Source organism: Kitasatospora sp. NPDC098663 (genome assembly GCF_044760075.1).
Classification (GTDB): domain Bacteria; phylum Actinomycetota; class Actinomycetes; order Streptomycetales; family Streptomycetaceae; genus Kitasatospora.
Genome location: NZ_JBIWAP010000021.1, coordinates 52,505 through 78,117, shown reverse-complemented (window position 1 = coordinate 78,117; position 25,613 = coordinate 52,505). Strand labels below are relative to the sequence as shown.

Genomic DNA, 25,613 nt, shown 5'->3' with positions numbered 1-25,613 from the left:
CCGGCCATGGACCACCCCGTGATCCGCCAGCCGTACACGTACGCGCGAACGGCGCTGGTCGAGCCGGACTGGCGCCGGCTGCCGGGCTGGCGCCACGTCACCGAGGTGCAGTGGCGCGACGCCCAGTGGCAGCGGGCCCACTCGGTGAAGACCGCGCGGCAGCTGCGGGCCGTCGTCGGCGACCGGCTCTGCGACCACTTCTACCGCGAACTCGCCGCCGACCAGGCCGGGTTCGCCACCATGCCGATGCTGCTGCCGCCGCAGCTGCTGAACACCATGGCCCCGGACGCCCCGGCCGACCCGCAGGCCTTCACCGAGGCGTTCCTGGCCGACCCGGTGCGCCGCTACATGCTGCCGGTGCGCACCGACCGGCACCCGCACTGGCCCAGCCACCCCCGGGCCGAACGGGACTCGCTGCACGAGGCGGACATGTGGGCCGTCGAGGGCCTGACGCACCGCTACCCCACCAAGGTGCTGGCCGAGTTGACCGCCACCTGCCCGCAGTACTGCGGGCAGTGCACCCGGATGGACCTGGTCGGCACCTCGACGCCCCAGGTGGCCAAGACCCGGCTGCTGCTGCGCCCCGCCGACCGGCAGGAGCAGATGCTCGACTACCTCAAGCGCACCCCCGCCGTGCGCGACGTGGTGCTGTCCGGCGGCGACCTCGCCAACGTCCCCTGGCCCCGGCTGGAGTCCTTCCTGCTGCGGCTGCTGGACCTCGGCACCGTCCGGGACATCCGGCTGGCCAGCAAGGCCGTGGTCGGCCTGCCCCAGCACTGGCTGCAACCGCGGTTGCTGGACGGCCTGGCCCGGGTCGCCGAACTGGCCGCCCGCCGCGCGGTCAACCTGGCCGTGCACACCCACGCCAACCACGTGCGCTCGATCACCCCGCTGGTCGCCGAGGCGGCCCGGGCCCTGCTGGACGCGGGCGTACGGGACGTCCGCAACCAGGGCGTGCTGATGCGGGGCGTCAACGACACCCCCGAGGACCTGCTCGACCTCTGCTTCGCCCTCCAGGGCGAGGCGAACATCCTGCCGTACTACTTCTACCTCTGCGACGTGATCCCGGGCGCCGAGCACTGGCGGACGCCGCTGCACCAGGCGCAGCGCCTCCAGGAGGCGATCATGGGCTACCTGCCCGGCTACGCGACCCCGCGCCTGGTCTGCGACGTCCCGCACGTCGGCAAGCGCTGGGTGCACCAGGCGGTGGCCTACGACCGCGAGCTCGGCATCTCGTACTGGACCAAGAACTACCGCACCGGCCTGGAGAGCGGCGGCGGCCGGGACGCCCCGCTCGACCGGCGCCACCCCTACTACGACCCGGTGGACACCCTCCCGGAGACCGGCCGCCGCTGGTGGTCCGAGCCGTCCACCGCAGGAGGAGCGCGATGAGCACCCCCGACCCGAGCCCCGCCCCGAGCCCCGCCCCTCCCCGGGGCGGTGAACTGCGCCGCCTGTGCTGGATCTTCCCCGACCGGGAGTCCTCCCGGATGGCCGCGATGTGGCACGGCTTCTTCTGGGACCTCTACGCCGAGAGCGCCGCCGGCCTCGGCCTGCGCTGGACCAGGCACGCCCCGGAGGCCGTCACGGTGGACGCCACCGGGCCCGGCCGCCCCCGGGTCTACGTGGACGACGAGCCGGTCACCCCCGAGGACACCCTGTTCATCACCGCGCTCTACTCGCTGCCGTACCAGTCGATGGACGTCTTCAACCAGTACGCGCTGTACGCGGTGCTCGAACAGGCCGGGTTCTACCTGCCGTTCCCGCCGCAGGTCTCGCTGATCGGCAACGACAAGCTGGCCACCCTGCTGTTCCTGGGCGGCTCCCCGGTGCCGACCATCCCGACGGTGCGGATCGGTACCGGCCGGGACATCAGCAAGCACGGCTACGAGGTGGGCCTGCGGAACATGACCTACCCCGCGATCGTCAAACCCGCCGGCTGGTGCGGCGGCGGCGGGATCAACCTGGCCCGCGGCCCGGAGGACGTCCGGGGCCTGGCCAGCCTCGCCCAGGGCGGCGACACCACGCTGGTGGTCCAGCCCTACCTGGGCGACGGCACGATCGACTACCGGGTGTACGTCGTCGACGGCGAGCCGTACGCGGTGATGAAGCGGACCCCGGAGCCCGGCTCCCCGGTCGCCAACGCCAGCCGGGGCGGCGCCATGGAGTTCCCCCCGGTGCCGCCCGAACTCGCCGCCGCCACCGCCTGGTTCGCCGAGCGGCTGCCGATCCCGTTCTTCTGCGTCGACTTCCTGTACGACGGCGAGCGGTACTGGTTCTCCGAACTGGAACCGGACGGCGTGATCGCCCCCGACCTCACCGACCCGGACCGCACCCTCCAACGGGACGTCACCCGCGCCCGCTTCGCCGCCTACCGCGACGGCCACGCCCAGTGGCTCGCGGACGGCGCCCGCCCGCTCACCCTCGACCCCGCCCGAAGCCCCGCCCCCGCACCCGCACCCGCACCCGCACCCGCACGCACCTCCCACCGCGACCGCGACCTCGACCTCGACCCCCGGACGGACTCCCGATGACCGCCTCCTTCTCCCTGCCCCCCGAGGCCGCCGAGCCCCGCCTGCACGTGGCCCGGCGCACCCTGGAGCGGCTGCGCAGCGTCCCCGCCCTGGCCCCGCGCTACGCCAGCCACGTCAACGTCCACACCCTCGACCGGCTCGCCACGCTCCCGCCCCTGGCCAAGGACGACCTCAACACCGCGCTCGCCCACCTGGAGCCCGCCGCCGACCAGGCCGCCACCTGGCTGTTCCAGAGCGGCGGCAGCACCGGCGCCCCCCAGGTCGGCTACGCCCCTACCGGCTTCTACATGGCCGGCGTGCACGCCCACTGGCAGCCGCTCGACCGGACGGACGTCTTCGTCAACGCCTGGGGCGCCGGCCGGATGTGGGGCGCGCACTTCCTCGCCGCCGCGCTCGCCGACCTCTCCGGCTGCCGGATCATCGCGCTCGGCTCGGTCGCCGCCGAGGAGTACGGCGACTGGCTGGCATTCCTGGCCGCGCGCCGGGTGACGGCCATCGGCGGGACGCCCAGCGTGCTGCGGCTCTGGTTCGCGCACGCCCGCGCCGCCGGCATCCGACTCCCGTCCCTGCGCAAGGTGGTGTGGCTCGGCGAGGCCTGGCAGCCCCGACTCGACGAGGACCTCGCCGTGGTGGCGCCCGAGGCGCGGCGCTGGGGCATGTTCGGCAGCACCGAGACCTGGGTGGTGGCCACCAACACCCCCGACTGCCCGGCCGACACCTTCCACCCGCTGCCCGACCAGCTGGTCCACGCCGACGCCGGCGGCCTGCTCGACTTCACCACCCTCAACCCCGAGATGCTCAACCCGGTGCTGCGCTACCGCACCGGCGACGCGGGCGAGTTGACCGACTGCCCGTGCGGGCGCCCGGGCCCGGCGATGCGGGTGCTGGGCCGGCGCGACAGCGTCGTCCAGGTCCGCGGCCTCGGGCTGGACGTGGCCGAGCTGATCGCCCGGGCCGAGCGCGAACCGGGCGTGGCCCGCGCCCAGGTGGTGCTGACCGAACAGCGCGGCCGGGCCACCGGGGTGGAGGTCCTGCTGCTCACCGGCGGGACGGGTGCCGCGCCCGACGCCGAGCGGCTGCGCAAGGAGCTGTTCACCGCCACCTTCACGCTCAGCACCGCCTTCCAGCACGACCCGGAGTCCTTCCGGGTGCGGCCGGTCGAGGAGCTGATCAGCAACGGCCGCACCGGCAAGACCGCCGGGCTGGTCCTGCGGGAGGGTGCGTGAAGTCCGACCGGGCGGGCGAGGGCACGACGTCCGACCCGGTGGAGGCCGGGGCGGCGCCCGTCCGGCCGGCGCCGCTGGGCCGGGGCTTCGACCTGTTCTGGGCCGGGCAGACCGTCAGCCTGGTCGGCGACAAGGTCACCGTGTTCGTCGTCCCGACCCTGATGATCTTCGTCCTGCACGCCTCCGCCCTCCAGGTCGGCGTGGTGGCGATGGCCCAGTACCTCGGCATCCCGCTGCTCGGGCCGGTCGCCGGGGTGCTGGTCGACCGCTGGGACAAGCGCCGCACCATGCTCGGCTGCGACCTCGTCCGGCTGGCGGCGGTGGCGGCGATCCCGCTCGCGTACTGGCTCGACGTGCTGTCCACCCCGCTGCTGTTCGGCTGCGTGGCGGTGATCAGCGGCGCGACGATCTTCTTCAACGTCGGCTACCTGGTCGCCGTCCCCGCCGTGGTGCCCGAGGACGGCATGGTCCGCGCGTACTCCCGGCTGGAGGGCAGCGGCTCGGTCGCCGAGGTCGCCGGCCCCTCCATCGCCGCCGCCCTGTACAGCGCGCTCGGGGTGGCCGCCCTGCTGGTGGACGCGGCCAGCTACCTGGTCTCGGCCGTCTGCTTCCGGTACATGAGCCCGTGGGGCGAGCGGACGGTCGAACCCGGCTCGATCCGGGAGCGGCTGACCCTCGGCTTCCGGCTCAACTGGGCGGACCCGGTGCTGCGCCGGGTGGTGCTGGCGGCCGTCACGCTCAACTGCGGCGGGCCGATCTTCGTCACCGTCCTGCCCGTCCTCGCCTACCGGGGCCTGGGCGTGACGGTCGGCGCCTTCGGCGCGGCCATGTCGGTGGCCGCGCTCGGCGCGCTGGTCGGCGCCCTGGTCGCCCCGCGGCTCAGCCGGCGGTTCGGCCTGGGCCGGACGATGGCCTGGTCGCTGCTGCTGCACTGCCTGGCCGGCCTCGGCCTGCTCGCCGCGCCCGCACTGCCGCCCGGGCCGGTGATCGCGGTGACCATGGGCTGCTACGGGTTCTTCATGTCCTGCATCAACGTGTGCAGCGCGCCCACCCGGCAGGCCCGGATGACCGCCCGCAACCAGGGCGTCATGCATGCCGCCTTCCGGACCGTCACCTGGGGCGTGATCCCGCTCGCCGCGCTGGTCGGCGGCCTGGCCGTCACCCTGCTCACCGGCCCGCTGGGCATCCTGGACGCGGCCCGGGCGGTGATGGCGGGCGGCACCCTGCTGGCCGCCTGCTCCTTCCTCCCCGCCCTCGGCCTCCAGCCGCTGCTGGACGCCGCCGGGCGCGAGGCCGCCGCCCCCGGGGAACTCGCGGAGAGCGCGTCGTGAGCGGCGGGAGCGGCGGGAGCGGCGGGAGCGGCGGGAGCGGTGCGAAGGCCAGGAGCACCGACGGCAAGGTCCTGCTGATCACCGGGACGTCCTCCGGCATCGGCCTGGCCACCGCCGTCGCGGCGGCCCGGGCCGGATACCGCACGGTGGCCACCCTGCGCGAACCCGGCCGCGCCGGGGAGCTCCGGCGGGCCGCCGAGGCCGCCGGCGTCACCGTGGACGTCCGCCGCCTCGACGTCACCGACCCCGGCTCGATCGCCGCCTGCCTGGACGGCGTGGCCCGGACGTACGGGCGGCTGGACGCCGTGGTCAACAACGCGGGCGTCTCCAACTCCGACCCGACCCTGGAGATGTCCACCGACGCGGCGCTGCGGGCCAACCTGGAGGTCAACTTCTTCGGGGTGGCCGCGGTCAGCCGGGCCGCGCTGCCGCTGCTGCGGGCCGCCGCGGGCCGCCTGGTCGCCGTCGGCAGCGTGCACGGCGTGGTCGGCCAGCCGTTCAACGAGGCCTACTGCGCCGCCAAGTTCGCCGTCGAGGGGTTCCTGGAGGCGCTCGCCCCGGTCGCGGCGGCGCACGGCGTCCAGGTCTCGGTGGTCGTGCCCGGCTACGTCCCGGACACCCGGTTCGGGGTCTTCCCGGACATCGACCGCGGCACCATCCAGGCCGCCTCCGGCCCGTACGCGCCCACCTTCGCCGGTTACCTGGACTGGGTCGGCGGCCAGGGCTGGGAGTCGGCCGGCCAGCCCGCCCGGGAGGTCGCCGAGGTCGTCGTACGGACCCTGCTCGCCGACCGGCCGCCCTTCCGGGTCCCCGCCAACCGGTGGGCCGCCGACTACCTGGCCGCCAAACTCGCCGACCCGGACGGCTCCACCGTCCAGTCCCTCGCCCGGTCCTGGCTCGGACAGCCCGAAGCGCGCCTCGAAACACGAGCCGAAGCACCCCCCACAGCACCCTCCTCCTGAGCAAGGGACCCGACCACCATGCCCGCCAAGCCCCTGGCCGAGCTGATCGCCTTCGCCCGCGCCAACTCGCCGTTCTACGCCGAGCTGTACCGCGACCTGCCCCCCGCCGCCGAGCGCCTCGACCAGCTCCCCGTCATCGACCAGGCCGCCTTCTGGGCCGCCAACACCTGGCCCGACAACCGCGTCCTGACCGGCCCGCTCAGCGACGCCGGCATCTACAAGACCGGCGGCACCACCGGCGTCCCCAAGTTCTCGCCCTGGACCCGCACCGAGCACGCCGACTCGGTCACCGCCTTCGGCGCCGGACTCGTCCGGGCCGGCCTGCGGCCCGGGCACCGGGTCGCCAACCTGTTCACGGCCGGCGAACTCTACGGCGGTTTCCTCTACATCGAGGGCGCCCTGCACCACGCCCCCGTGGACAACGTCCGCCTGGGCGTCGGCGGCGCCGCCCCCGACCCGTACATCGCCGACCTCATCACCGGCTTCGGCGTCCACGTGCTGGCCGGCGAGCCGATGAAGCTCAGCGCCGTCGCCGAGTGCCTGGTCCAGCGCGGGGAGACGGCCGACGGGGTCGAACTGCTGCTGTTCGGCGGCGACCTGCTCTTCGCCGACCTGCGGCCGATCCTCTCCCGGGCCTTCCCCCACGCCGCCGTCGCCTCCGTCGGCTACGCCTCCAACGACGCCGGGCTGGTCGGCTCGCCCGTCCCCGGCGACGACGTCCGGGTGCACGAGGCCTTCGCGCACCGCACGGTGGTGGAGCTCGTCGACGACGTCACCGGCAGGACGATCACCACGCCCAGGACTCCCGGCCGGGTCGTCGTCACCAACCTGTTCCGCACCCTGATGCCGATCCTGCGCTACCCGACCGGCGACCGTGCCGAGTGGACCGACGCCCGCTGCCGCCGCTTCCGCCTGCTCGGCCGCTCCACCGAGGGCGCCCGGGTCGGCACCGTCGCCATGCCCACCGAGGAGATCCGGGCCGTCCTGCTCGCCGCCGACCCGGAGCGCCGCATCACCGGCATGCAGCTCGTGCAGCGCCGCTGGGCCGGGCGCGACGGCCTGATCCTGCGCCTCGGCTACACCGGGCAGCGGCCGGCCCCCGAGCTCGCCGACCGGCTCGTCGAGGCCGTGTACACGGCCCGGCCGCTCTACCCCGACGAAGTCGCGCTGGGCAGCATCCACGACCTCGCGGTCGAGTGGGTGCCGCGCTCCGAACTGGTCACCAACCCGCGCACCGGCAAGCTCCAGCAGGTGCTGGACGAGCGCCCGCGGTCCTGACCGGGCGGTGACGGCGGAGGCCGGGGCGGCGGTGCCGGGGCGGCGGTGCCGGGGGCCGGGCAGCGGTAGGGGCCGGGTGCTCAGTCGGTCTGCGGTCGGCCCCCGATCACCACGCTCTGCCCGCGGAACTCGGCGACGACCTTCCCGTCCGCCCGCCGGACCGTCACGTCGTAGACCCCGCCGCGCCCGGCCCGCGACCGCTCCACCGCCTCCGCCACCAGTTCGTCCCCGACCGCCGCCGGGGCCAGGAAGACGACCTGCGCCGCCTGCGCGACCGTCACCGGGCCGTGGCTGTTGCAGGCGAACGCGAACGCGGCGTCGGCGAGCAGGAACAGGAAGCCGCCGTGCGCCGTCCCGTGGCCGTTCACCATCGTCGCGGCCACCGTCATCCGCGTCACCGCGCGACCGGCGGACACCTCGTCCAGCGCGATGCCCAGCATCCGGCAGGTCTCGTCCCGCGCGTAGAGGGCGGCGGTCCCGGGGTCGAGCATGGCGTCCTGTTCCCTCCGTCGACGGCGTCCGGGCCAGCGTAGAGCACGGCACCCGGCCGCCGTCCGGGGGAACTCGGCCGCGCCGCCCCGCCGTTCGGCCCGCCCCGCCGCCCGCCGCCCCTAGCCTGCTCAGGTTCCCCGAGCGCAAGGACGGCTGATGGCCCAGAAGTCACCCGCGACCGCCACCCCACCGGGCCCCGCCGAGATCCCGTCGGCGCAGCCGCCCAGCGGATCCGTGACGGCCCTGCGGATCGGGGCCGCCGTGGCCGGCGCGCTGCCCTCCGTGGTGCTGCGGCTGGCCGGGGTGCACCTGGCGCCCGTGCCCGGCATGGTGGTCTTCGGCCTCGGCGTCCTGGCGGCGGCGCTCCTGCTGATGTGGGCCGCGGAGACCGCCCGGGCCGACATCTCCGGCCCGCTCGCCCTGGCCCTGCTGGCGTTCATCGCCGTCCTGCCCGAGTACGCCGTCGACCTCTACTTCGCGTACGCGGCCGGCACCCGGCCCGAGTACGCCGCCTACGCGGCCGCCAACATGACCGGCGCCAACCGGCTGCTGGTCGGCGTCGGCTGGCCGCTGGTCGCCCTGGCCTCCTACTTCGCCGCCCGGCGGCGCGGCGCCGCCTCCGGGATCACCCTGCGGGAGCACCGCCGGATCGACACCGCCTTCCTCGGCGCCGCCGCCCTGGTGGCCTTCGTGATGCCGCTGACCCGGCAGATCTCCTGGGTGCTCGCGGTCGTCCTGATCGCCTGGTACGGCTACTACCTCTTCCGGGTCAGCCGCTGCGGCGAGGAGGACGAGGAGGAACTCATCGGCGTCCCGGCCCGGTTGGCCGCCCTCCCGCGGCAGCGCCGCCGGGCGACCACCGTCCTGGTGTTCGCGGTCGCGGCCGGGGTGATCTTCGCCTGCGCCGAGCCCTTCGCCACCTCGCTGGTCGACGCCGGCGCCTCGCTCGGCATCGACCGCTTCCTGCTGGTGCAGTGGCTGGCCCCGCTCGCCTCCGAGGCGCCCGAGCTGATCGTCGCGGTCGTCTTCGCCTGGCGGCTGCGCGGGGACGACGGCCTCGGCGCGCTGCTCTCCAGCAAGGTCAACCAGTGGACGCTGCTGATCGGCTGCCTCCCGTTCGCCTACCTGGCCGGCGGCGGCGCGGCCTCCCTCCCGCTGGTCGAACGCCAGGTGGACGAGGTGCTGCTGACCGCCGCGCAGACCGTCCTGGCCGTGGTGCTCCTGCTCGACCTGCGGTTCCTGCCCTGGAAGGCCGGGCTGCTGTTCGCCCTGTTCGCCGTCCAGTTCGCCCTCCCCGGCGAGTCCGCCCGGGTCGCCCTCAGCTGGGTCTACCTCGCCCTGGCCGTCCCGCTGCTCGCCGTGCGCCTGCGCCAACTCCCGCCCACCGTCCGCGCCTTGGCGGGCCGCATCGAGGGCGATCCGCACTAGGCCAGGCCTAGTCGGTGCGCGGTGGCAGGCGGCGGCCGACGACGAGTTCGGGGCGGATGCGGATCCGGACGGCCCCGGGGGTGCGGCCGGCGGCGGGGCCGACCTGGGCGCGGCCGAGGACGGTCACGTACCAGCCGGAGCCGTCCACGCCGTCCACCTCGTCGGCCTCGAAGGCGATCACGGCGTCGTCCACGGCCCGGGCGAGTTCGGAGCCGGCCGGGGCCGAGAGCAGCACTCCGCCGCCGTCCGAGAGGTCGAGCCGGAAGGACACCGGCAGCACCGCCGGGAGGGCGCGGATGGTATAGACCACCCGGCCGACCGCGGCCCTGGCCAGCAGTTCCAGCGCCCGCTCCCGGTCCAGTTCGAGCAGGTCGTGATCACCGTTCATGCCCTCGATGCTCGCCCCGGCGGTGGCGGCGCCGCGAGGGCCGATGGTCCCGCCGGGGGTCCCGGGCCCGGACGTCGCGTCAGCCCCGGAGGGAGCGCAGGTGCGCCGGCTGCGCGGCGGCGGCCTGGCGCAGTTCGGTGGAGATCAGCGCGGCCTGCACCCGCCGCTCCACACCCAGCTTGGCGAGCAGCCGCGACACGTGGTTCTTCACCGTCTTCTCGGCGAGGTAGAGCCGTTCGCCGATCTGCCGGTTGGTCAGGCCCTCCCCGATCAACGCCAGCACCTCCTGCTCGCGCGCGGTCAGCGCGGGCCCGGTGGTGACGGGCTGCGCGGGCTCGGCGTCGCTGCGCAGGCGGTTGAGCAGCCGGGTGGCGGCGCCCGGGTCCAGCATCGAGCGGCCGGAGGCGACGGTCCGCACGGCGGCCACCAGATCGGTGCCGCTGATCTGCTTGAGCACGTACCCGGCGGCGCCCGCCATGACGGCGTCCAGCAGCGCCTCCTCGTCGTCGAAGGAGGTCAGCATCAGGCAGGCCAGGCCGGGCATCCGGGAGCGCAGTTCACGGCAGACCGACACCCCGTCGCCGTCGCCCAGCCGGACGTCCAGCACCGCCACGTCGGGCCGCAGCGCGGGCACCCGGACGAGCGCCTGCTCGGCGGTGGCGGCCTCGCCGACCACCTCCAGATCGGGCTCGCCGTCCAGCAGGTCGTGCACCCCGCGGCGCACCACCTCGTGGTCGTCCAGCAGGAACACCCGCACCGGCGCCGGTGCCCCGGCGCCCGCCGTCTTGGTCGCCATCACGCGGCTCCACCTTCGTCACCCCCGCACACTCCCGGCAGGGCCCAGGGCATCATCGCCCACCGGCCGCCGCAGGGCCCAGGGCCCAACGACCCCATTCCGGGCGAGCGCGCGGGCGGCGCGGCCCCCGAAGGAGCCGCGCCGCCCGTACCGGAGGGGCCGTCAGCGCCGCCGCGCGCTGCCGAGGCCCGCCAGCAGGAAGGCCAGCGCCACCCCGGCCCCGCTGACCGCCGCGAGCACCACCCGGGAGCCGACGGCGCCCTCGTCCGACAGCAGGATCGCCACCGCCCCCAGCGAGGCGACGGCGGCGCCGACGACCAGCCACCCCGCGAGGGTGACGGCGGCGGGGCGGCCGGAGCGCGGCGCCGGCCGGGCGCCCAGGGCCGCCCAGCGGGCGGCGGCCTCGTGCTGCTCCCCGCGCCGGTCCCACCGGGCGCGGACCCGCAGCGCCACGCCGCCGACCAGCCCGGCGAGGGCGATCTGCGCGGCGGGCCGCCAGTCGGGCACGGCGAGCAGCAGCCCGCCGGCCATGGCGAGGGCGGCCCACCACAGGACGCAGGCGGCCGCGGCCGTGCGGGTGGAGCGGGGCCGGTCGGCGCCGGCCTGGAGGTCGGCGATGGCGGGCAGGTACCAGACGCAGCCGCTCGCGGTGAGCGCGGCGGTGCCGATGGCGAGGACGGTGTGGGTCATGGGGCCGGCCTTCCAGGTCGCGAGGGGAGGGGGCCGTCCCCGCCCGTGACGGGGGCGCGGGCGGAGACGGCGGTCGGGGTGGGTGTTCGGCGCGGGTGGCCGGGGCGCGCCCGGCCTCGGGTCAGCTGTCCACGGCGGACCGCGCCCGCTCCGCCCTGGTGTGCGGCAGGTCGTACTTGGCCGGGCTCACGTCGCCCAGGTGGGTGGCGGGCTTGCCGGTGTTCTCCAGGACGTCCAGGGCCGCGATGTCGGGGTGGTGCAGGTCGAAGGCCGGGGATTCGGAGCGGATCCTCGGCAGCCGGACGAAGTTGTGCCGGGGCGGCGGGCAGGAGGTGGCCCACTCCAGCGAGCGGCCGTAGCCCCACGGGTCGTCGGCCTCGACCTGCTCGCCGTACTTGGCCGTCTTCCAGATGTTGTAGAGGAACGGCAGGATCGACAGCCCGAGCAGGAAGGAGAAGATGGTGGACAGGGTGTTGAGCGTGGTGAAGCCGTCCGAGGCCAGGTAGTCGGCGTAGCGGCGGGGCATGCCCTCGGCGCCGAGCCAGTGCTGGACCAGGAAGGTGCCGTGGAAGCCGACGGTGAGCGTCCAGAAGGTGATCCGGCCGAGCCGCTCGTCCAGCTTCTTGCCGGTCATCTTGGGCCACCAGAAGTGGAAGCCGGCGAACATCGCGTAGACCACGGTGCCGAACAGCGTGTAGTGGAAGTGGGCGACGACGAAGTACGAGTCGGAGACGTGGAAGTCGATCGGCGGGGCGGCGAGCAGCACGCCGGTGAGGCCGCCGAACAGGAAGGTGACCAGGAAGCCGACCGTCCACAGCATCGGTGTCTCGAAGCTGAGCGAGCCCTTCCACATGGTGCCGACCCAGTTGAAGAACTTGACCCCGGTCGGGACGGCGATGAGGAAGGTCATGAAGGAGAAGAACGGCAGCAGCACCTGCCCGGTGACGTACATGTGGTGCGCCCACACCGTCACCGACAGGCCGGCGATGGCGACGGTGGCGGCGATCAGCCCCGCGTAGCCGAACATCGGCTTGCGGCTGAAGACCGGGATGATCTCGGAGATGATCCCGAAGAACGGCAGCGCCAGGATGTACACCTCGGGATGGCCGAAGAACCAGAACAGGTGTTGCCACAGCATCGCCCCGCCGTTGGCCGGGTCGAAGACGTGCGAGCCGAACTTGCGGTCGCACTCGAGGGCGAGCAGGGCGGCGGCGAGGACGGGGAAGACCAGCAGCACCAGCACCGAGGTGAGCAGCACGTTCCAGCAGAAGATGGACATCCGGAACATGGTCAGTCCGGGTGCGCGCATGCAGATGATCGTGGTGATGAAGTTGACGGCGCCGAGGATGCTGCCGAAGCCGGAGAGCGTCACGCCCATGATCCACATGTCGGCGCCGACGCTGGGCGAGTGGACGGCGTCGGACAGCGGCGCGTAGAGGAACCAGCCGAAGTCGGCGGCGCCCTGCGGGGTCGCGAAGCCGGCGGCGGCGATCAGCGAGCCGAACATGAACAGCCAGAAGGACAGCATGTTCAGGCGCGGGAAGGCGACGTCCGGGGCGCCGATCTGCAGCGGCATGATCCAGTTGGCGAAGCCGGTGAACAGCGGCATCGCGAAGAGCAGCAGCATCACCGAGCCGTGCATGGTGAAGGCCTGGTTGAACTGCTCGTTGGAGAGGATCTGCGTTCCGGGCCGGGCGAGTTCGGCGCGCATGACCAGCGCCAGGACACCGCCGATCAGGAAGAACCCGAACGCCGACACCAGGTACATGGAGCCGATCGTCTTGTGGTCGGTGGTGGTCAGCAGTCTGACCACGGCCGAACCGGGCCGTTTCGGCCGAACCGACGGCTGCGGTACGGAGGTTGGCAGTGGCGTGGGGTCGCCCTGTGCCGGGGTGGCGCTCAAGGACGCACTCCTTAGGAACGTCGTGCGAATGGCTGGCGATCCATGATCCGAACGCACCGCCCCCGCCCCCTAGGGCCGTTCGGCCCGCGCCCCCGGGGCCGCACGGCCCGCGTTCCGGCGCCCGGACCGGGACCTCCGGTGGCCGTCGGTCCCTCCCCGGCCCCTCGGGCGGCGCTCACCGCGCCGACGAGCACCGCTGGAGGAACGCCGGAACCGCCCCGGCGCCCCCGCCCCGGACCGCCCCCGCCCGGCCCCGCCCGCCCCGGGGCCCGCACCCCCGGCCCCGGCCCTCCACCGCACCCCGCCGGCCCCTCCCACCCCACCCCACCGGCCACGACACCGCGCCCGCCGGCCGCCGCCGCACCCGGCCGCCCCCTCCCCCGGATGCCGCCTCCCCCAGGTGCCCGAAGTGTGAGGGTCACGTGACCGAAACAGGCCGATTCCGTGCCCTACAGATCGGATCGGCCGTCAAGTAGCCTGCGGCCACGCCCGCACCGCACCGGTCACGCCCCCGCTCGGACACGCCCTGGCCCCCACCCACGCCCCGGAGGTACGCCGATGCCCCTGGCCCAGCCCGCCGCCCCCACCCGGCCGCGCTTCTCCGTCCTCGGCCCGCTGACCGGCGAAACGGACGGCCGCCCGCTCGCCCTCGGCCCGCTGAAGCAGCGGCTGGTGCTGGCCGTCCTGCTGAGCCGCGCCAACACGGCCGTCCCGGTCGACCTGCTCACCGACGCGGTCTGGCCCGAGGAGCCGCCGCGCACCGCCCGCAAGAACCTCCAGGTCTACATCTGCACCCTGCGCACCCTGCTCGGCCGCGACCCCGGGCCCGAACGGCTGGTCCACACCGCCGGCGGCTACCTGCTGCGGGTCGCCGAACCCGAGCTCGACGTCCTGCAGTTCCGCGCCCTCGCCCGGGCCGGCCGGGCCGCCGCCGACAGCGGCGCGCTCGCCCCCGCCGCCCGGCTGCTGCGCCAGGCCCTCGACCTGTGGCAGGGCCCGCCGCTCGCCGACCTGCGCTGCTCGCCCGCCGTCCAGGCCGAGGCCGACCGGCTGGAGGCCCGCTGCCTCGGCGTCCACGAGGACTGGGCGGAGACCGAGTTGGAGCTCGGCAACGCCACCGCCGTCGCCGAGGAACTCGCCGACCCGGCCGAGCGCCACCCGCTGCGCGAACGCCTCCAGGCCGCCCGGATGAACGCCCTGCACCTGTCCGGACGGCAGGCCGAGGCGCTCGCCGTCTACGACACCCACCGCCAGCTGCTCGCCCGCGAGTTGGGCCTCGAACCCAGCCCCGCCCTGACCGCCCGCTACCGGCAGCTGCTCGCCCACGGCCCGGCCCGCCCCGCCACCGCCCGGCCGGCGCAGCACCCCGGCCCGAGCGGCGCGCTACTGCCCGCCGACACCACCGACTTCACCGGCCGGAGCCACGAACTGCGGGAGCTGATCGACGCGTTGGCGGAGGGCGGCGAGCGCGTCGCGGTCCTCTCCGGGCCGGCCGGCGTCGGCAAGACCGCCCTCGCCGTACACGCCGGGCACCTGCTCGCCGACCGCTTCCCCGACGGCCGGCTGCTGCTCCGGCTGCGCACCGAGGACGGCGCCCCGCGCCCGCTCGCCGACATCCTCGCCGAACTCGCCGCCCTCACCGGCCGATCCGGCCCCAGACCGGCCGACCCGGCCCAGGCCGCCGCCCTCTGGCGCGCCTCCCTGGCCGGACGCCGGATGCTGCTGATCCTCGACGACGCCCCCGGCGAGGCCGTGGTCCGCGAACTGCTGCCGGGCTTCGGCCCGAGCGCCACCCTCGTCACCTCGCGCAGCCAACTCGCCGGACTGGCCTCGGTGCACCGGGTCACCGTGCCGCCCTTCGCCCCCGCCGAGGCGCTCGACCTGCTCGGCCGGATCGTCGGCACCGGCCGGACCGGCACCGACCGCGCGGCCGCCTCCCGGATCGTCGAGGCCTGCGGGCTGCTGCCGCTCGCCGTCCGGGTCGCCGGCACCCGGCTCGCCGTCCTGCGCCACCTGCCGCTCGCCGAGTACGCGGCCCGCCTCGCCGACCCGGCCGGCGCCCTGGACGAACTCGTCGCCGGGGACGTCACCGTCCGCGCCCGCCTCGACTCCGGCTGGCGCGACCTCACCGACCAGGGCCGCCTCGCCCTCGGCCGGCTCGCCGCCCTCCCGCTCTCCCTGCTGTTCACCCTCCCCGAGGCCGCCGCCGCCCTCGGCCGCCCCGAACGCCTCGCCCTGCGCACCCTGGAGGCCCTCACCGACACCGGCGCCGTCACCTCCCCCACCGGCGAGGTCACCGCCCACGCCGCCCTCTACGCCCTCCCCCGCCTCACCCACCTGCACGCCCGCGAGCACAGCACCGTACTGGCCGACAGCCTCAACTGAGCCCGCCGCGCCGGCCGGAGCCCCTTGGGCCGAGCGTCAGCATGTCCAGCAACTCCCCACCCTCCAGGCCCTGTTCGACGGCCCGCAGGGCCAGCAGGACGCCCGCCGCCCCGGTGTGCAGGTCCGCCGAGAACCGGCGCAGCCGCATCCCGGGGACGAGCAGCCCCTCCGGCCGCGCGACCAGGTGCCACTGGAGCTTGCGGACCTGCTCGCGGACGGCGTCCCGGGCGGCCGCCCCGCCCAGCCGGTCCAGCGCCAGCAGCAGCCCGGCGCGGCCCCGGAACAGCCCGGGCTCGCGGACGAATCCGGGTGCGCACACCCGCCGCACGTCGGCGAGGAACTCCTCGGACCCGCCGAACTCCCGGAACCCGCCGAACTCCTCCGACCCCGCGAACTCCTCCCACCTGCTGCCGCCGAGCGCCTGGTACTCCCGGGCGACGAGCGCGATCCCGCTGCTGCCGCGGTCGAGGTAGGCGAGCCGCCGCCCCCGGTCGAGGACCTGGACCGACCCGTCGGGCACCCGCACGCACTGCGCCACGGCCCGCCCCAGCGCCTCGCGCCCGGAGGCCAGCAGCCAGTCCTCACCGGTCCGCTGGTACAGCCGCAGCTGGACGAGGGCGATCCCGGCCAGGCCGTACAGCAGTCCGGCCGCCGTCGGCGCGCCGAGGCCCGGGACGGTCTGCCCGCGCAGCACCGCGTCGAGCGCCCGCGCGTCGGCGAGGGCGTCCGCGAGTTCGCGCCGGCTGCCGAGGGCGTCCGCGAGCCGCAGCCGGGCGAGCGCGGCGCCGGCCCGGCCGCCGTGGAGGGCGACGGTGGGCGCGGGCCGGGCCTGCCGGGCCTGCGCGGCCAGTTCGGCGGCCTCGTCGCCGCGGCCGACCCGGGCGAGCACGGCCGCCACGCCGAGCGGCCCGTCGAAGAGCCCGCCGGCGCCCGGCCTCGGGCCGCGCCGCCGCATCGCCGCGATCAGCCAGTCCGCGTAGTCGTCGGGGCAGGGCGCCCCGGCGCGGTGCAGCGCGTACAGCACGCCGGCGGCGCCGTGGGCGACGCCGGTGCCGCCGTCGGCGAATCCGGCCGGGTCGCCGGGGAAGAGCCGGTCCGGCCGGTCGGGGGTGGCCCCGGCGTGGATGCCGGCGACGAGTTCGTTCCTGGCGGCGTCGAGGGCGGGCCCGGCGAGGAGTTCGCGGACCCGCCGTTCACCGACCGGTTCCACCGGCGCCACCGGTGCCACGGCGCCCGGCCGTACCGGTCCGTCCTCCGGCCCGAGGCCGAACCAGTGCCGTGCCCGCCGTTCCAGCGCGGGCAGCTTGCCGGGATCGCGTTCGGCCAGCTCCATCACGGGCATCAGCAGCATCAGCCAGGTGGCCCAGAGCATGTGGCGGTCGGCGTCGGCCCCGTCGAGCCCGGGCGGGGGCTGCAGCGCGCCCGCGCCGGCGAGCGGGACACGGCGGCCGGTGAGTTCCTCCGCGTACTCGAAGTCGACGAGCACCACCGAACCGTCCGGACGGACGATCACATTGGCCGGGTGCAGGTCGCCGAACCGGACGCCCCGCTCGTGCAGGGCACCGAGCGCCTTCTCCAGCCCGGCCACGACCCCGGCCACCCAGTGCGCGTACTCGGCGCGCTGCCCGGCGGTGCAGTTCTGGTGCACCAGCGGGTATCGGCGGATCGCCTCGGCGAACAGCTGGACGCCCTCGATGTGCTCCTGGACCAGGAAGGTGTGCTCCCAGACCGTCCGGACCTCGTGCAGCCGGGGCACGCAGTCCAGGCCGGCGAGCCGTTCCAGCGCCCACTGCTCGCGCCGCAGCCGGGTGACGGCGTCGTCCCCGGCGGCGTCCAGCCCGGCGTGCGGGCGGGCCTCGCGCAGCACCACCCGCTCCCCGGTGGTCCGGTGCTCGGCGAGGTAGATCCCGCCCGCGTTGGAGAACTGCAGCACCTCGACGATCCGGTACGGCAGGTCGCCGCCGGCCGCCTCCCGGGCGGCCAGGTGCGGGCGCAGATCCCCGGGCGGTTCGACCCAGGCGGGCAGCTGGAACACCGGGTCGCGCCGGTCGGGGACCAGCTCGCCGGACGGGTCGCGCAGCGCGGGTACCGCCCGCCCGTCCTCGTCCTGGCACCACAGCTCGACGAACGCGCCGTAGCGCACGTACACCGGCGCCGTCCCGATCCGCAGGTCGGTGAGCACGTACGGCCCCTGGCGGCCCGCCAGCACCTCGGCCAGCTCCGCCGCCACGGCCAGGAACTCCTCCTCCGACCCCGGGTAGACGGTGACGAACTTGCCGCTGCTGCCGCGCCCCATGTACTTGCCGTTCGCGACCCGCAGCGCCTCGTCGCTGCGCAGGAACTTGAACGTCGTGCGGCGTGCCAGGCAGATCCGCGCGACGGCCCGCAGGGTCGCCTCGGCCTCCTCCGGCACGGTCGAGACGTGGATCTTCCAGCCCTGCTCCGGCAGCCGGGCGCCGTCCGGCCGCAGCGCCGTCCACAGCCCGCGCCGCTCGCGCCGCCACCCGGCGGGCGGTGCGCCGAGCCCCAGCCGGTACCGGCCGGCCCGGTCGCGGAGCCGGCCGGGGGTGTCGTAGTACGTCGGATCGGCGAGGCAGTACAGCTGGGTCTCCTGGGCGCCGGCCATGGCGCGCCTCCTGTTCCGGGTCGTCTTCCGGGCTCGTCCAAGCTCTCCGGGTCGCTCGTCTCCCGGGCCGCCGAACGGTTCAGCCCGCGGGTGCGGGCGCGGGTAGCGGTGTCGGGGCCGGCGCCGGGCCGCGCCGGACCGGCGGCGCCCAGGTGACGACGGCCGCGCAGAGCGAGATGGCGAGCGCCAGCAGGGCGAAGGTCCGGGTGCCGCCCAGGGCGCCGAGCAGCGCGCCGCCCACCAGCGGGCCGAAGGGCTGGACCAGGGTGGACAGGAAACCGGCGGCGCTCTGCACCCGGCCGATCCGGTCGGGCGGCGCGGCGAGCAGCATGCCGGAGACGAAGCCGATGCTGGCGACCGTGGACAGGCACATGCACACCGCGCAGAGCAGCCCGATCAGCAGCGGGATCCGGGTGAGCACCAGCACCCCGGCGGTGGCGGCGGCCGCCCAGCAGCTGAGTGCCACCAGCCTGCCGTCGCGCACCCCGGGGCGCGCCCTGGCCTCCAGCCTCGGGGCGAGCAGCGCGCCGGCCAGGGCGCCGGCCGCGGTGCAGGAGACCACGGTGCCGCCGCCGATCCCGGAGCGGCCGCCGTCGGAGGCCACGGCCAGGGTGGTGAACATCAGCGCGCTGAACGCGAAGTTCATCCCGAGCCCGAAGATCAGCAGCAGGGTGCGCAGGTAGGGCTGGTGCCAGATGAAGCTGAGCCCGGCGGTCAGTTCGCCGCGGCTGAACGCCGCGCCGCCCCTGGCGGCGGGCACCGAGCGGGTCCGCATCAGCGCGACGCAGACGGTGGAGAGCAGCAGCCCGACGCCCTCGGCGAGGAACGGCAGCACCGGGTGCCAGGCGAACAGCGCGCCGCCGGCGATCGGCCCGACCAGCCGGGCGGCGGCGCCGCGCGCCTGCATCCGGGACGAGGCCGCGCGGACCTGCTCGCGCGGCACCACCGCGCGCAGCAGGCCGCCGGCGGCGGGCCCGTAGGCGCTGGTGATGAGCGCCCCGGCGGCGGCCACCAGCAGGACCAGCGGCAGCGGGGTGTGGCCGCGCAGGACGGCGATCACCAGCGCGGTGACGGCGAGCAGGCTGCCGACGTCGCACACCCGCATCAGCCGGCGCCGCTCGATCCGGTCGGCGATGACGCCGCCGGGCAGCATGGTGAGCAGCAGCGCGCCGATCGAGACGGTGCCGATGGCGCCCGCCTGGGCGGCCGATCCGGTCTCCCGCAGGACGAGCAGCGGCAGGGCGATCGAGGCGAGTTGGGAGCCGAGCGAGGCCATCAGGCCGCCGACCCAGAGCAGCCGGAAGTCCCGGTTGCGGGAGAGCGAGGTGGGCTCCATGGCCGTCCTCCGGGGTGGGGGGTGGAATCGGGCCGGGGCGGCCCCGCACCGGCGGGACCGCCCCGGAAGCCAATCACTGCCCGGCGGCCGGGGGCGGTGGTGCGCCCGCCCCCGCGCCGGACACCTTCGACCTGCCGCTGATCAGGCGGAGGTCTCGGCGGAGCTGACGTAGCTGATCAGGCTGAAGCAGCTGCCGTCGGAGGCCTCCTGGAGGACCTTCATCGCCTGGAGGTCCAGGACGTTGGCGGCGTGCGCCTGGACCTCCGGGGTCTCCTCGCTGTCCTCGCCGACGATCGGGTCGATGTTCTCGGCCATGGCCGAACTCCTTTCGCTGGGTTGATCGGTGGGGGTTCGACGGGTGGTGGCCCGCCGTGGTGAGGACGTTAGGCAGGCGGGGCTGCGCACGGCCTGCGAACCGGTACGGCCCCGGTATGGCCGCAGGTCGGGGCGTCGGCGGCGCCGCCGTCCGGCCTGCCGAGCCCGCCCGGCGGCCCTGCGCACCCGCCCCGGGCTGCGGCCATACCGCCGGCAAGGCGGCCACGAACCGGGCCCGAAGCCGGGCCGGGGAGCCTGACCCGGCACGCCCGCACGCCCGGCTCCGACCACGCCTGCCCGGGCTCCATGCGCACCCCGACCTCACGCACTCCGACCTCACACACTCCCCGATGCACTCCCCGCACCGCGAAGGACTAGCGAAGGACTGCCACCATGCCCTGCCCGCTCTGCGCCCAACTCGCCAGCACGAACGACCAGTTCTGCCCCGCCTGCGGCACCCCCCGGGCCGCCGCCCTCGACCTGGCCGCCGAGGAGCGCAAGCTGGTGACGGTGGTCTTCTGCGACCTGGTCGACTCCACCGCCCTGTCCGGCGCGCTCGACCCGGAGACGCTGCGCGAGGTGATCCTGCGCTACTTCGAACGGATGCACCGGCAGATCGAGGCACACGGCGGCACCTTGGAGAAGTTCATCGGGGACGCGGTGATGGCGGTGTTCGGCGTCCCGGTGATCCGCGAGGACGACGCCCACCGGGCGCTGGCCGCCGCACTCGCCATGCTGGAGGACCTGGAGGACCTCAACACCGAGCTGGACGCCACCCTCGGGGTCCGCCTGGACGTCCGGATCGGTGTCAACACCGGCCAGGTGGTGGCGGGTTCGGACGCCTCGGCGCGCCAGGCCCTGATCTCCGGCGAGACCGTGAACATCGCCGCCCGGCTCCAGACCCAGGCCGCCCCCGGACAGGTGCTGATCGGCCCGCAGACCCTGCGCGCGGCGGGGCCGGCCGCCCAGGTGCACGAGGTCGGCCCGCTGCGGCTCAAGGGCAAGGCCGAGCCGGTCACCGCGTACCGCCTGGTCGGGCTGGACGAGGACGACCCCGAGCTGCTGCGCCGGTTCGACGTCCCGCTGGTCGGGCGGGAGCGTGAACTCGCCCAGCTGGACGCCGCGCTGGTCCGGGTGGCCGGCGGCCAGGGCGCCGAACTGCTGCTGGTCGTCGGCGAGGCCGGGATCGGCAAGACCCGGCTGGTGCGCGAGTGGCAGGAGCGGACGGGCCGGCACACCGCGCGCTGCGGCACCGGCCGCTGCCGCAGCTACGGCGAGCAGGGCGTCCTGACCCCGCTCGCGGAGGCCGTCGGGGCCCTGCTCGGCGGCCCGGGGGCGCCCGCGCCCGCCGAGGCGCTGGACCGGCTGGCGCAGGCCACCGCGCCCGGGGTGAGCGCCGAACAGTCCCTGGACCGGCTGGCCGCGATCCTGCGCGGGCGGACCGTCGAGCGCCCGGCCGTGCTGGTCCTGGACGACTGCCAGTGGGCCGGCCCGGTGCTGCTGGACGCCGTCGAGCGGCTGGTCGCCGCCCTCGGCCAGGCCCCGGTGCTGCTGCTGTGCCTGGCCCGGCCGGAGCTACCGGCCTCCCGCCCGGAGCTGCCGGCGCTGCCGGTCGGCGGCCTGTCCTGGGACGAATCAGCTCTGCTGGCAGCCCAGTTGACGGAGTTGAGCGCCCACCAGGACGCGGTGCCGACCCGGCTGCTGGAGCGCGCCGAGGGCAACCCGCTGCACCTGGAGGAGCTGCTGGCCGCCCTCACCGAGGCGGACGGCCCCGCGCTCGCCGACGAACTCCCGCCCACCGGCCGGGCGCTGCTCAGTGCGCGGATCGACGACCTGGAGCGCGACGAGCGCACCACCCTGGACCTGGCCGCCGTGCTCGGCCGCGCCTTCACCGCCGCCGAACTCGCCCAGCTCGCCCACGGCGGCGCCGACCAGGACGCCTTCGCCGACCCGGAGGACGACGTCTTCACCGGCCCGTTCGACGGCCTCCCGGGCCTGCCCGCGGGTGACGACACCCCGCCGCGGCTGCACGCCGCGCTGACCCGGCTGACCGAGCGCCGCCTGGTCGAAGCGGCCGGCACCAGCTTCCGGTTCAGCAGCGGCCTGGTCCAGGAGTCGGTCTACCAGTCGATGTCCAAGCGGGCCCGCGCCGAGCGCCACGAACGCGCCGCCGACCTGCCGGCCGTCCGCGCCGCCGGGGACGCCGCCGTCGGCGGCCACCTGGAGCGCGCCCACCGCTACCGGCTCGAACTCGGCCTGCTGGACGCCCGGACGGACGCCCTGCGCACCCGCGCGGCGGCCGCCCTCGGCGTGGCCGGCGCCCACGCCCTCGCCCACGCCGACCTGCCCGCCGCCACCGACCTGCTGGAGCGCGCCGTCCGGCTGCACTACCCGAACGAGCGCACCGCAGGCCCGGCGCTGCGCCGCCTCGGCGAGGCCCGGCTGGCGCTCGGCCGGGCCGACGAGGCCCTGCCCGTCCTGGCGCAGGTCCGCGACTCGGCCGCCGACCCGCTGGACGCCGCGCACGCCCGGCTCGCGCTGGCCGCGCGCGGCCTGCCGCCCGGCCCGGAGCAGCCCGCCGCCACCGCCCGCGCTGTCCTCCCGCTCTTCATCGACCTGCGGGACGACCTGGGCCAGGCCCGGGCCGGGCTGCGTCTGGCCGAGGAGCACCTGCTGGCGGGCCGGCACACCGAGGCGGAGCGGCTGCTGGACGACGCCCTCGACCACGCCGCCCGCACCGACGCCGAGCTGGACCGGGCCGCCGTGCTGGCCGCGCTGGCCGCCTCCCTGCTGGCGGGCCCCGAGCCCGTCCCGAACGCCGTCTTCCGGCTGCGGGCCCTGCTGGCCGGGCACGGCGCCGGCCACCGGACGGTGCGGGTCGCGCTCAACGGCCCGCTGGCCGTCCTGCTCGCCCTGCGCGACCGGCCCGGCGAGGCCGAACTGCTGCTGGCCGAGGCCAACGGCCTGGCGGGCGAGCTGTCGCTGGCCGACGCGATGATCTCGCTGCCGGCCCTGACCGCCCAGGCCGCGGCGGCCACCGGCCAGACCGCGCAGGCGCTGGACCTGCTCGCCGACGCCGCCGAGGTCGCCCGCCGGCTGGGCAACTCCGCCCCGCTGCCCCGGCTCGCCCTCACCACCGCCCGCGCCCTGCTGGACGCCGACCGCCCGGGCCCGGCCGCCCGCCACCTGGACGGCGTCGACGCCGCGGCCGCGCTGCCGCCGGTGCTGGCGATCGAGCTGGACGCGCTGCGCGGCCGGCTCGCCGCCTCCCGGGGCGAGGCCGACCCGGCGCTGGAGCTGACCGCGGCCGCCGCGCGGGCGGCCGAGGCCACCGAGTCGCTGCTGCTCCAGGCGCTCACCGCGCTGGACCGCGCCCACGCGCTGCTGCTGCTCGACCGGCGCGCCGAGGCCGCCGTCGCGGCCGCCACCGCCCGGGACCGGTTCGCCGCCAAGGGCCACCTGCCGGGCGTGCGCCGGGCCGAGCGGCTCGGGGACGCCCGGTGAGCGGCCCGGCCGGCCTCACCTGGAGCCTGCGCGGCCGGGCCGCCGCGGACCTGCCGGTGCTCGCCGACACCACCGCCCACGACACCACCGGCCCCGACACCACCGGCCCCGACGGCGCCCTCGACGGCGGGGGCACCGGCAAGGGCGTGCGGGTGTGCGTCGTGGACTCCGGCATCGAGCCGGACCACCCGCTGGTCGGCCCGCTGAACGGCTCCTGGGTGGTCGTCAAGGACCCGACGACCCGGGAGCTGGTGGTCCGCCCCGACCGCACCGGCGACACCTGCGGCCACGGCACCGCCTGCGCGGGCATCATCCGCCGCACCGCCCCGGACTGCGAGCTGTACAGCGTCCGGGTGCTCGGCGAACGCTTCACCGGCACCGGCGACATGCTGATCACCGGGCTGCGCTGGGCCGTCGAGCAGGGCTTCGACGTCGTCAACCTCAGTCTCTCCACCACCCGGACCCGCTTCCTGGAGGAGCTGCACGCGATCGCCGACGACGCCTTCTTCGCCCGCACCGCGATCGTCGCCTCCGCGCACAACACCCCGGTGGAGAGCTACCCCTGGCGGTTCTCCTCGGTGATCTCGGTCGGCAGCCACCAGGAGGAGGACCCGGCCCTGCACCTGTACAACCCGGCGCCGCCGGTCGAGTTCTTCGCCCCGGGCCAGAACGTCCGGGTCCCCTGGCTCGGCGGCTCCACCATCCGCACCACCGGCAACAGCTTCGCCACCCCGTACGTCGCCGGGCTGTGCGCCCGCATCCTGTCCGGCCACCCGAGGCTGACGACCTTCCAGCTGAAGAGCGCGCTCTACCTCACCGCGGCCAACGTCCAGGTCGGCCCCGGTGCCGGTCCTCGCCGTCCCCCGGGCGGGAGTTCGACGACCGGGCCCACCCCGTCCACCCCCATCACGGAGGCGCCCGATGACCCTCAGCACTGATCCCGCCGTCGACCCGCTGGCCCGCGAACTGCTGCAGTCCGTGGTGGACGTGGCCCGAGCGATCTTCGGTGCCGAGGCCGGTTCGGTCTGCCTGCTCGACGAGGCGGCCGGGGAGCTGGTGTTCCAGGCCGTCTCGGGGCGCGGCGAGGAGTCCCTGGTGGGCCGCCGCTTCCCGGCGGGCAGCGGCATCGCGGGCTGGGTCGCCGCCTCGGGCGAGCCGATGGTGGTCGACGACCTGGGCGCGAACCGCACCTTCGACCGGGCCTTCGCCGAGTCCACCGCGTACGTTCCGAACGCGCTGATGGCGGCGCCGCTGACGCACGGCAGCAGGGTGCTGGGCGTCCTGGAGGTGCTGGACCCGGCCCCGCAGGCCCGGTCCAGCCTGCCCGAGCTGGACCTGCTCGCCCTGTTCGCCCGCCAGGCCGCCGCCGCCCTGCGGGTCATCGCCGAGCGCTCCCCGGCCCCGGCGGCGGTGCCCGACCGCGCCGCCGCCCTCGACCTGCTGGCCGACCTGGAGGAGCTGCTGCGCCGTCAGCCCTGACGCGGCGCCAACCTCGCGATCGATCCGCGCTCCAGCGCCGCGTACACCGCGCCGTCCGGGCCGACGACGATGCCGTGCGGCTCGGCGGCCGGGCCGGGCAGTTGGTGGCCGTCGAGCAGCCCGTCCGGGCCGAGCACTCCGATCCGGCCGGCGCCCCACTCGGTGAACCAGAGCCGGCCGTCCGGGCCGCAGGTGATCGCGTGCGGCCGGGCCGCCCGGTCGGCCAGCGGGTACTCGGTGACCTCGCCGTCCACCGTGATCCGGCCGACCAGCCCGCCGCCGATGCCGACGTACCAGAGCGCGCCGTCCGCCCCGGCGGCGATCCCGACCGGGGCGGTGCCCCCGGTGGGCAGCGGGTGGACGGTCACCTCGCCCCCGACGGTGGTCCGGGCGACGGCGTCCGCCTGGTTGAGCGTGCACCAGAGCGCGCCGTCCGGGCCCGCCGTGATGAACGACGGGAAGGCCCCGGCCCGCGGCAGCGGGTACTCCGTCACCTCGCCCTCGACGGTGATCCGCCCGATCCGGTCGGCGTTCAGCTCGGTGAACCAGAGCGCCCCGTCGGGCCCCGCCGCGATCCCGTACGGCCCGGCGCCCGCCGTCGGGACGGGGAAGGAGGACGCCTTCCCGTCGGTGTCGATCCGTCCGATCCGGTGGTCGCGCATCCGGGTGAACCAGAGCGCGCCGTCCGGGCCGACGGTGAGCACCGCGGGCCCGCACTGCGGCGCCCCGAGGCCGTAGCGCGCGACCGTGCCGTCCGCCGCCAGCCGTCCGATCTCCCCGGCGTGCACCAGCGTGAACCACACGCCCCCGTCCGGCCCCACGACGACCCCGTACGGTCCGGCCCCCTCCTCGGCGACCTCGATCAGCTCCGCGATCCGTGCCATGCGAACCCCCGCCCTCGCTATTGCGACTGTCGTCGCATTAGCGATCCTCGCACGGC

At 75.9% G+C, this 25,613-nt stretch carries 20 protein-coding genes; 11 read left to right on the top strand and 9 right to left on the bottom strand.

Going from position 1 to position 25,613, the window contains the following annotated elements:
• Nucleotides 1-6 precede the first annotated feature (6 nt).
• Genes ACIQVZ_RS22855 through ACIQVZ_RS22830 form a run of 6 tightly spaced genes read left to right on the top strand, consistent with a single transcriptional unit; the run spans nt 7 to nt 7,331 of the window.
• Entirely contained in the window at nt 7-1,392 is a 1,386-nt protein-coding gene (locus ACIQVZ_RS22855; RefSeq protein WP_402452472.1) for a KamA family radical SAM protein, read from the top strand.
• On the top strand, nt 1,389-2,534 hold the full coding sequence (locus ACIQVZ_RS22850) for a RimK family alpha-L-glutamate ligase (RefSeq protein ID WP_402452469.1): 1,146 nt from the start codon (nt 1,389-1,391) through the stop codon (nt 2,532-2,534). The genes ACIQVZ_RS22855 and ACIQVZ_RS22850 overlap by 4 nt, the downstream gene beginning before the upstream one ends.
• A complete protein-coding gene (locus ACIQVZ_RS22845; RefSeq protein WP_402452468.1) occupies nt 2,531-3,760 on the top strand; it encodes an AMP-binding protein in 1,230 nt (409 codons plus the stop codon). Before ACIQVZ_RS22850 ends, ACIQVZ_RS22845 begins: the two co-directional genes overlap by 4 nt.
• Complete coding sequence (locus ACIQVZ_RS22840; RefSeq protein ID WP_402452466.1) at nt 3,757-5,091, top strand: MFS transporter; 1,335 nt, start codon at nt 3,757-3,759, stop codon at nt 5,089-5,091. The genes ACIQVZ_RS22845 and ACIQVZ_RS22840 overlap by 4 nt, the downstream gene beginning before the upstream one ends.
• Nucleotides 5,088-6,053, top strand: a complete 966-nt coding sequence (locus ACIQVZ_RS22835) for an SDR family NAD(P)-dependent oxidoreductase (RefSeq protein WP_402452464.1) — start codon at nt 5,088-5,090, stop codon at nt 6,051-6,053. The genes ACIQVZ_RS22840 and ACIQVZ_RS22835 overlap by 4 nt, the downstream gene beginning before the upstream one ends.
• 18 nt (nt 6,054-6,071) lie before the next feature.
• Nucleotides 6,072-7,331 (top strand): phenylacetate--CoA ligase family protein, encoded by a 1,260-nt coding sequence (locus ACIQVZ_RS22830; RefSeq protein WP_350879774.1) that lies wholly within the window; start codon nt 6,072-6,074, stop codon nt 7,329-7,331.
• 80 nt (nt 7,332-7,411) lie between these two features.
• On the opposite strand, the gene paaI is transcribed toward ACIQVZ_RS22830, so the two are convergent.
• Entirely contained in the window at nt 7,412-7,822 is a 411-nt protein-coding gene (paaI, locus tag ACIQVZ_RS22825; RefSeq protein WP_350879773.1) for a hydroxyphenylacetyl-CoA thioesterase PaaI, read from the bottom strand.
• 157 nt (nt 7,823-7,979) lie between these two features.
• Here paaI and ACIQVZ_RS22820 point away from each other — a divergent pair, with 157 nt between their 5' ends.
• Nucleotides 7,980-9,251, top strand: coding sequence for a hypothetical protein (locus ACIQVZ_RS22820; protein ID WP_350879772.1), 1,272 nt, complete (start codon nt 7,980-7,982; stop codon nt 9,249-9,251).
• Between the two features lie 7 nt (nt 9,252-9,258).
• On the opposite strand, the gene ACIQVZ_RS22815 is transcribed toward ACIQVZ_RS22820, so the two are convergent.
• The 4 genes from ACIQVZ_RS22815 to ctaD all read right to left on the bottom strand — a co-directional run bounded on the left by ACIQVZ_RS22815 (nt 9,259) and on the right by ctaD (nt 12,893).
• On the bottom strand, nt 9,259-9,639 hold the full coding sequence (locus ACIQVZ_RS22815) for a pyridoxamine 5'-phosphate oxidase family protein (RefSeq protein ID WP_402452462.1): 381 nt from the start codon (nt 9,637-9,639) through the stop codon (nt 9,259-9,261).
• A gap of 79 nt (nt 9,640-9,718) precedes the next feature.
• Entirely contained in the window at nt 9,719-10,435 is a 717-nt protein-coding gene (locus ACIQVZ_RS22810; RefSeq protein ID WP_350879770.1) for a response regulator transcription factor, read from the bottom strand.
• 162 nt (nt 10,436-10,597) lie between these two features.
• Nucleotides 10,598-11,125, bottom strand: coding sequence for a hypothetical protein (locus ACIQVZ_RS22805; RefSeq protein WP_363621700.1), 528 nt, complete (start codon nt 11,123-11,125; stop codon nt 10,598-10,600).
• A 121-nt stretch (nt 11,126-11,246) separates the two neighbouring features.
• Nucleotides 11,247-12,893 (bottom strand): cytochrome c oxidase subunit I, encoded by a 1,647-nt coding sequence (gene ctaD, locus ACIQVZ_RS22800; RefSeq protein ID WP_402452566.1) that lies wholly within the window; start codon nt 12,891-12,893, stop codon nt 11,247-11,249.
• Between the two features lie 693 nt (nt 12,894-13,586).
• Here ctaD and ACIQVZ_RS22795 point away from each other — a divergent pair.
• Entirely contained in the window at nt 13,587-15,413 is a 1,827-nt protein-coding gene (locus tag ACIQVZ_RS22795; RefSeq protein ID WP_402452460.1) for a BTAD domain-containing putative transcriptional regulator, read from the top strand.
• On the opposite strand, the gene lanKC is transcribed toward ACIQVZ_RS22795, so the two are convergent.
• The 3 genes from lanKC to ACIQVZ_RS22780 all read right to left on the bottom strand — a co-directional run bounded on the left by lanKC (nt 15,406) and on the right by ACIQVZ_RS22780 (nt 19,690).
• Nucleotides 15,406-18,039, bottom strand: coding sequence for a class III lanthionine synthetase LanKC (gene lanKC, locus ACIQVZ_RS22790; RefSeq protein ID WP_402452459.1), 2,634 nt, complete (start codon nt 18,037-18,039; stop codon nt 15,406-15,408). The two genes, ACIQVZ_RS22795 and lanKC, sit on opposite strands and share 8 nt — an antisense overlap.
• 79 nt (nt 18,040-18,118) lie before the next feature.
• Entirely contained in the window at nt 18,119-19,375 is a 1,257-nt protein-coding gene (locus ACIQVZ_RS22785) for an MFS transporter (RefSeq protein ID WP_402452458.1), read from the bottom strand.
• A gap of 141 nt (nt 19,376-19,516) precedes the next feature.
• Entirely contained in the window at nt 19,517-19,690 is a 174-nt protein-coding gene (locus tag ACIQVZ_RS22780; RefSeq protein ID WP_350879764.1) for a hypothetical protein, read from the bottom strand.
• A 393-nt stretch (nt 19,691-20,083) separates the two neighbouring features.
• Here ACIQVZ_RS22780 and ACIQVZ_RS22775 point away from each other — a divergent pair, with 393 nt between their 5' ends.
• From ACIQVZ_RS22775 to ACIQVZ_RS22765, 3 genes are read left to right on the top strand one after another with little or no spacing between them, the layout of a single operon-like run.
• Nucleotides 20,084-23,194, top strand: a complete 3,111-nt coding sequence (locus ACIQVZ_RS22775; RefSeq protein ID WP_402452456.1) for an adenylate/guanylate cyclase domain-containing protein — start codon at nt 20,084-20,086, stop codon at nt 23,192-23,194.
• Entirely contained in the window at nt 23,191-24,132 is a 942-nt protein-coding gene (locus ACIQVZ_RS22770) for a S8 family peptidase (RefSeq protein WP_402452455.1), read from the top strand. Before ACIQVZ_RS22775 ends, ACIQVZ_RS22770 begins: the two co-directional genes overlap by 4 nt.
• Nucleotides 24,116-24,673, top strand: coding sequence for a GAF domain-containing protein (locus ACIQVZ_RS22765; protein ID WP_350879761.1), 558 nt, complete (start codon nt 24,116-24,118; stop codon nt 24,671-24,673). Before ACIQVZ_RS22770 ends, ACIQVZ_RS22765 begins: the two co-directional genes overlap by 17 nt.
• On the opposite strand, the gene ACIQVZ_RS22760 is transcribed toward ACIQVZ_RS22765, so the two are convergent.
• Nucleotides 24,664-25,557, bottom strand: coding sequence for a virginiamycin B lyase (locus ACIQVZ_RS22760; RefSeq protein ID WP_402452454.1), 894 nt, complete (start codon nt 25,555-25,557; stop codon nt 24,664-24,666). The genes ACIQVZ_RS22765 and ACIQVZ_RS22760 overlap by 10 nt on opposite strands.
• Nucleotides 25,558-25,613 lie beyond the last annotated feature (56 nt).

Coding starts and splice junctions, on each gene's coding strand:
- ACIQVZ_RS22855 (WP_402452472.1), top strand. CDS start 7: ATGGACCACCCCGTGATCCGCCAGCCGTACACGTACGCGCGAACGGCG.
- ACIQVZ_RS22850 (WP_402452469.1), top strand. CDS start 1,389: ATGAGCACCCCCGACCCGAGCCCCGCCCCGAGCCCCGCCCCTCCCCGG.
- ACIQVZ_RS22845 (WP_402452468.1), top strand. CDS start 2,531: ATGACCGCCTCCTTCTCCCTGCCCCCCGAGGCCGCCGAGCCCCGCCTG.
- ACIQVZ_RS22830 (WP_350879774.1), top strand. CDS start 6,072: ATGCCCGCCAAGCCCCTGGCCGAGCTGATCGCCTTCGCCCGCGCCAAC.
- paaI (WP_350879773.1), bottom strand. CDS start 7,822: ATGCTCGACCCCGGGACCGCCGCCCTCTACGCGCGGGACGAGACCTGC.
- ACIQVZ_RS22820 (WP_350879772.1), top strand. CDS start 7,980: ATGGCCCAGAAGTCACCCGCGACCGCCACCCCACCGGGCCCCGCCGAG.
- ACIQVZ_RS22815 (WP_402452462.1), bottom strand. CDS start 9,639: ATGAACGGTGATCACGACCTGCTCGAACTGGACCGGGAGCGGGCGCTG.
- ACIQVZ_RS22810 (WP_350879770.1), bottom strand. CDS start 10,435: ATGGCGACCAAGACGGCGGGCGCCGGGGCACCGGCGCCGGTGCGGGTG.
- ACIQVZ_RS22805 (WP_363621700.1), bottom strand. CDS start 11,125: ATGACCCACACCGTCCTCGCCATCGGCACCGCCGCGCTCACCGCGAGC.
- ctaD (WP_402452566.1), bottom strand. CDS start 12,893: ATGTACCTGGTGTCGGCGTTCGGGTTCTTCCTGATCGGCGGTGTCCTG.
- ACIQVZ_RS22795 (WP_402452460.1), top strand. CDS start 13,587: ATGCCCCTGGCCCAGCCCGCCGCCCCCACCCGGCCGCGCTTCTCCGTC.
- lanKC (WP_402452459.1), bottom strand. CDS start 18,039: ATGGCCGGCGCCCAGGAGACCCAGCTGTACTGCCTCGCCGATCCGACG.
- ACIQVZ_RS22785 (WP_402452458.1), bottom strand. CDS start 19,375: ATGGAGCCCACCTCGCTCTCCCGCAACCGGGACTTCCGGCTGCTCTGG.
- ACIQVZ_RS22780 (WP_350879764.1), bottom strand. CDS start 19,690: ATGGCCGAGAACATCGACCCGATCGTCGGCGAGGACAGCGAGGAGACC.
- ACIQVZ_RS22775 (WP_402452456.1), top strand. CDS start 20,084: ATGCCCTGCCCGCTCTGCGCCCAACTCGCCAGCACGAACGACCAGTTC.
- ACIQVZ_RS22765 (WP_350879761.1), top strand. CDS start 24,116: ATGACCCTCAGCACTGATCCCGCCGTCGACCCGCTGGCCCGCGAACTG.
- ACIQVZ_RS22760 (WP_402452454.1), bottom strand. CDS start 25,557: ATGGCACGGATCGCGGAGCTGATCGAGGTCGCCGAGGAGGGGGCCGGA.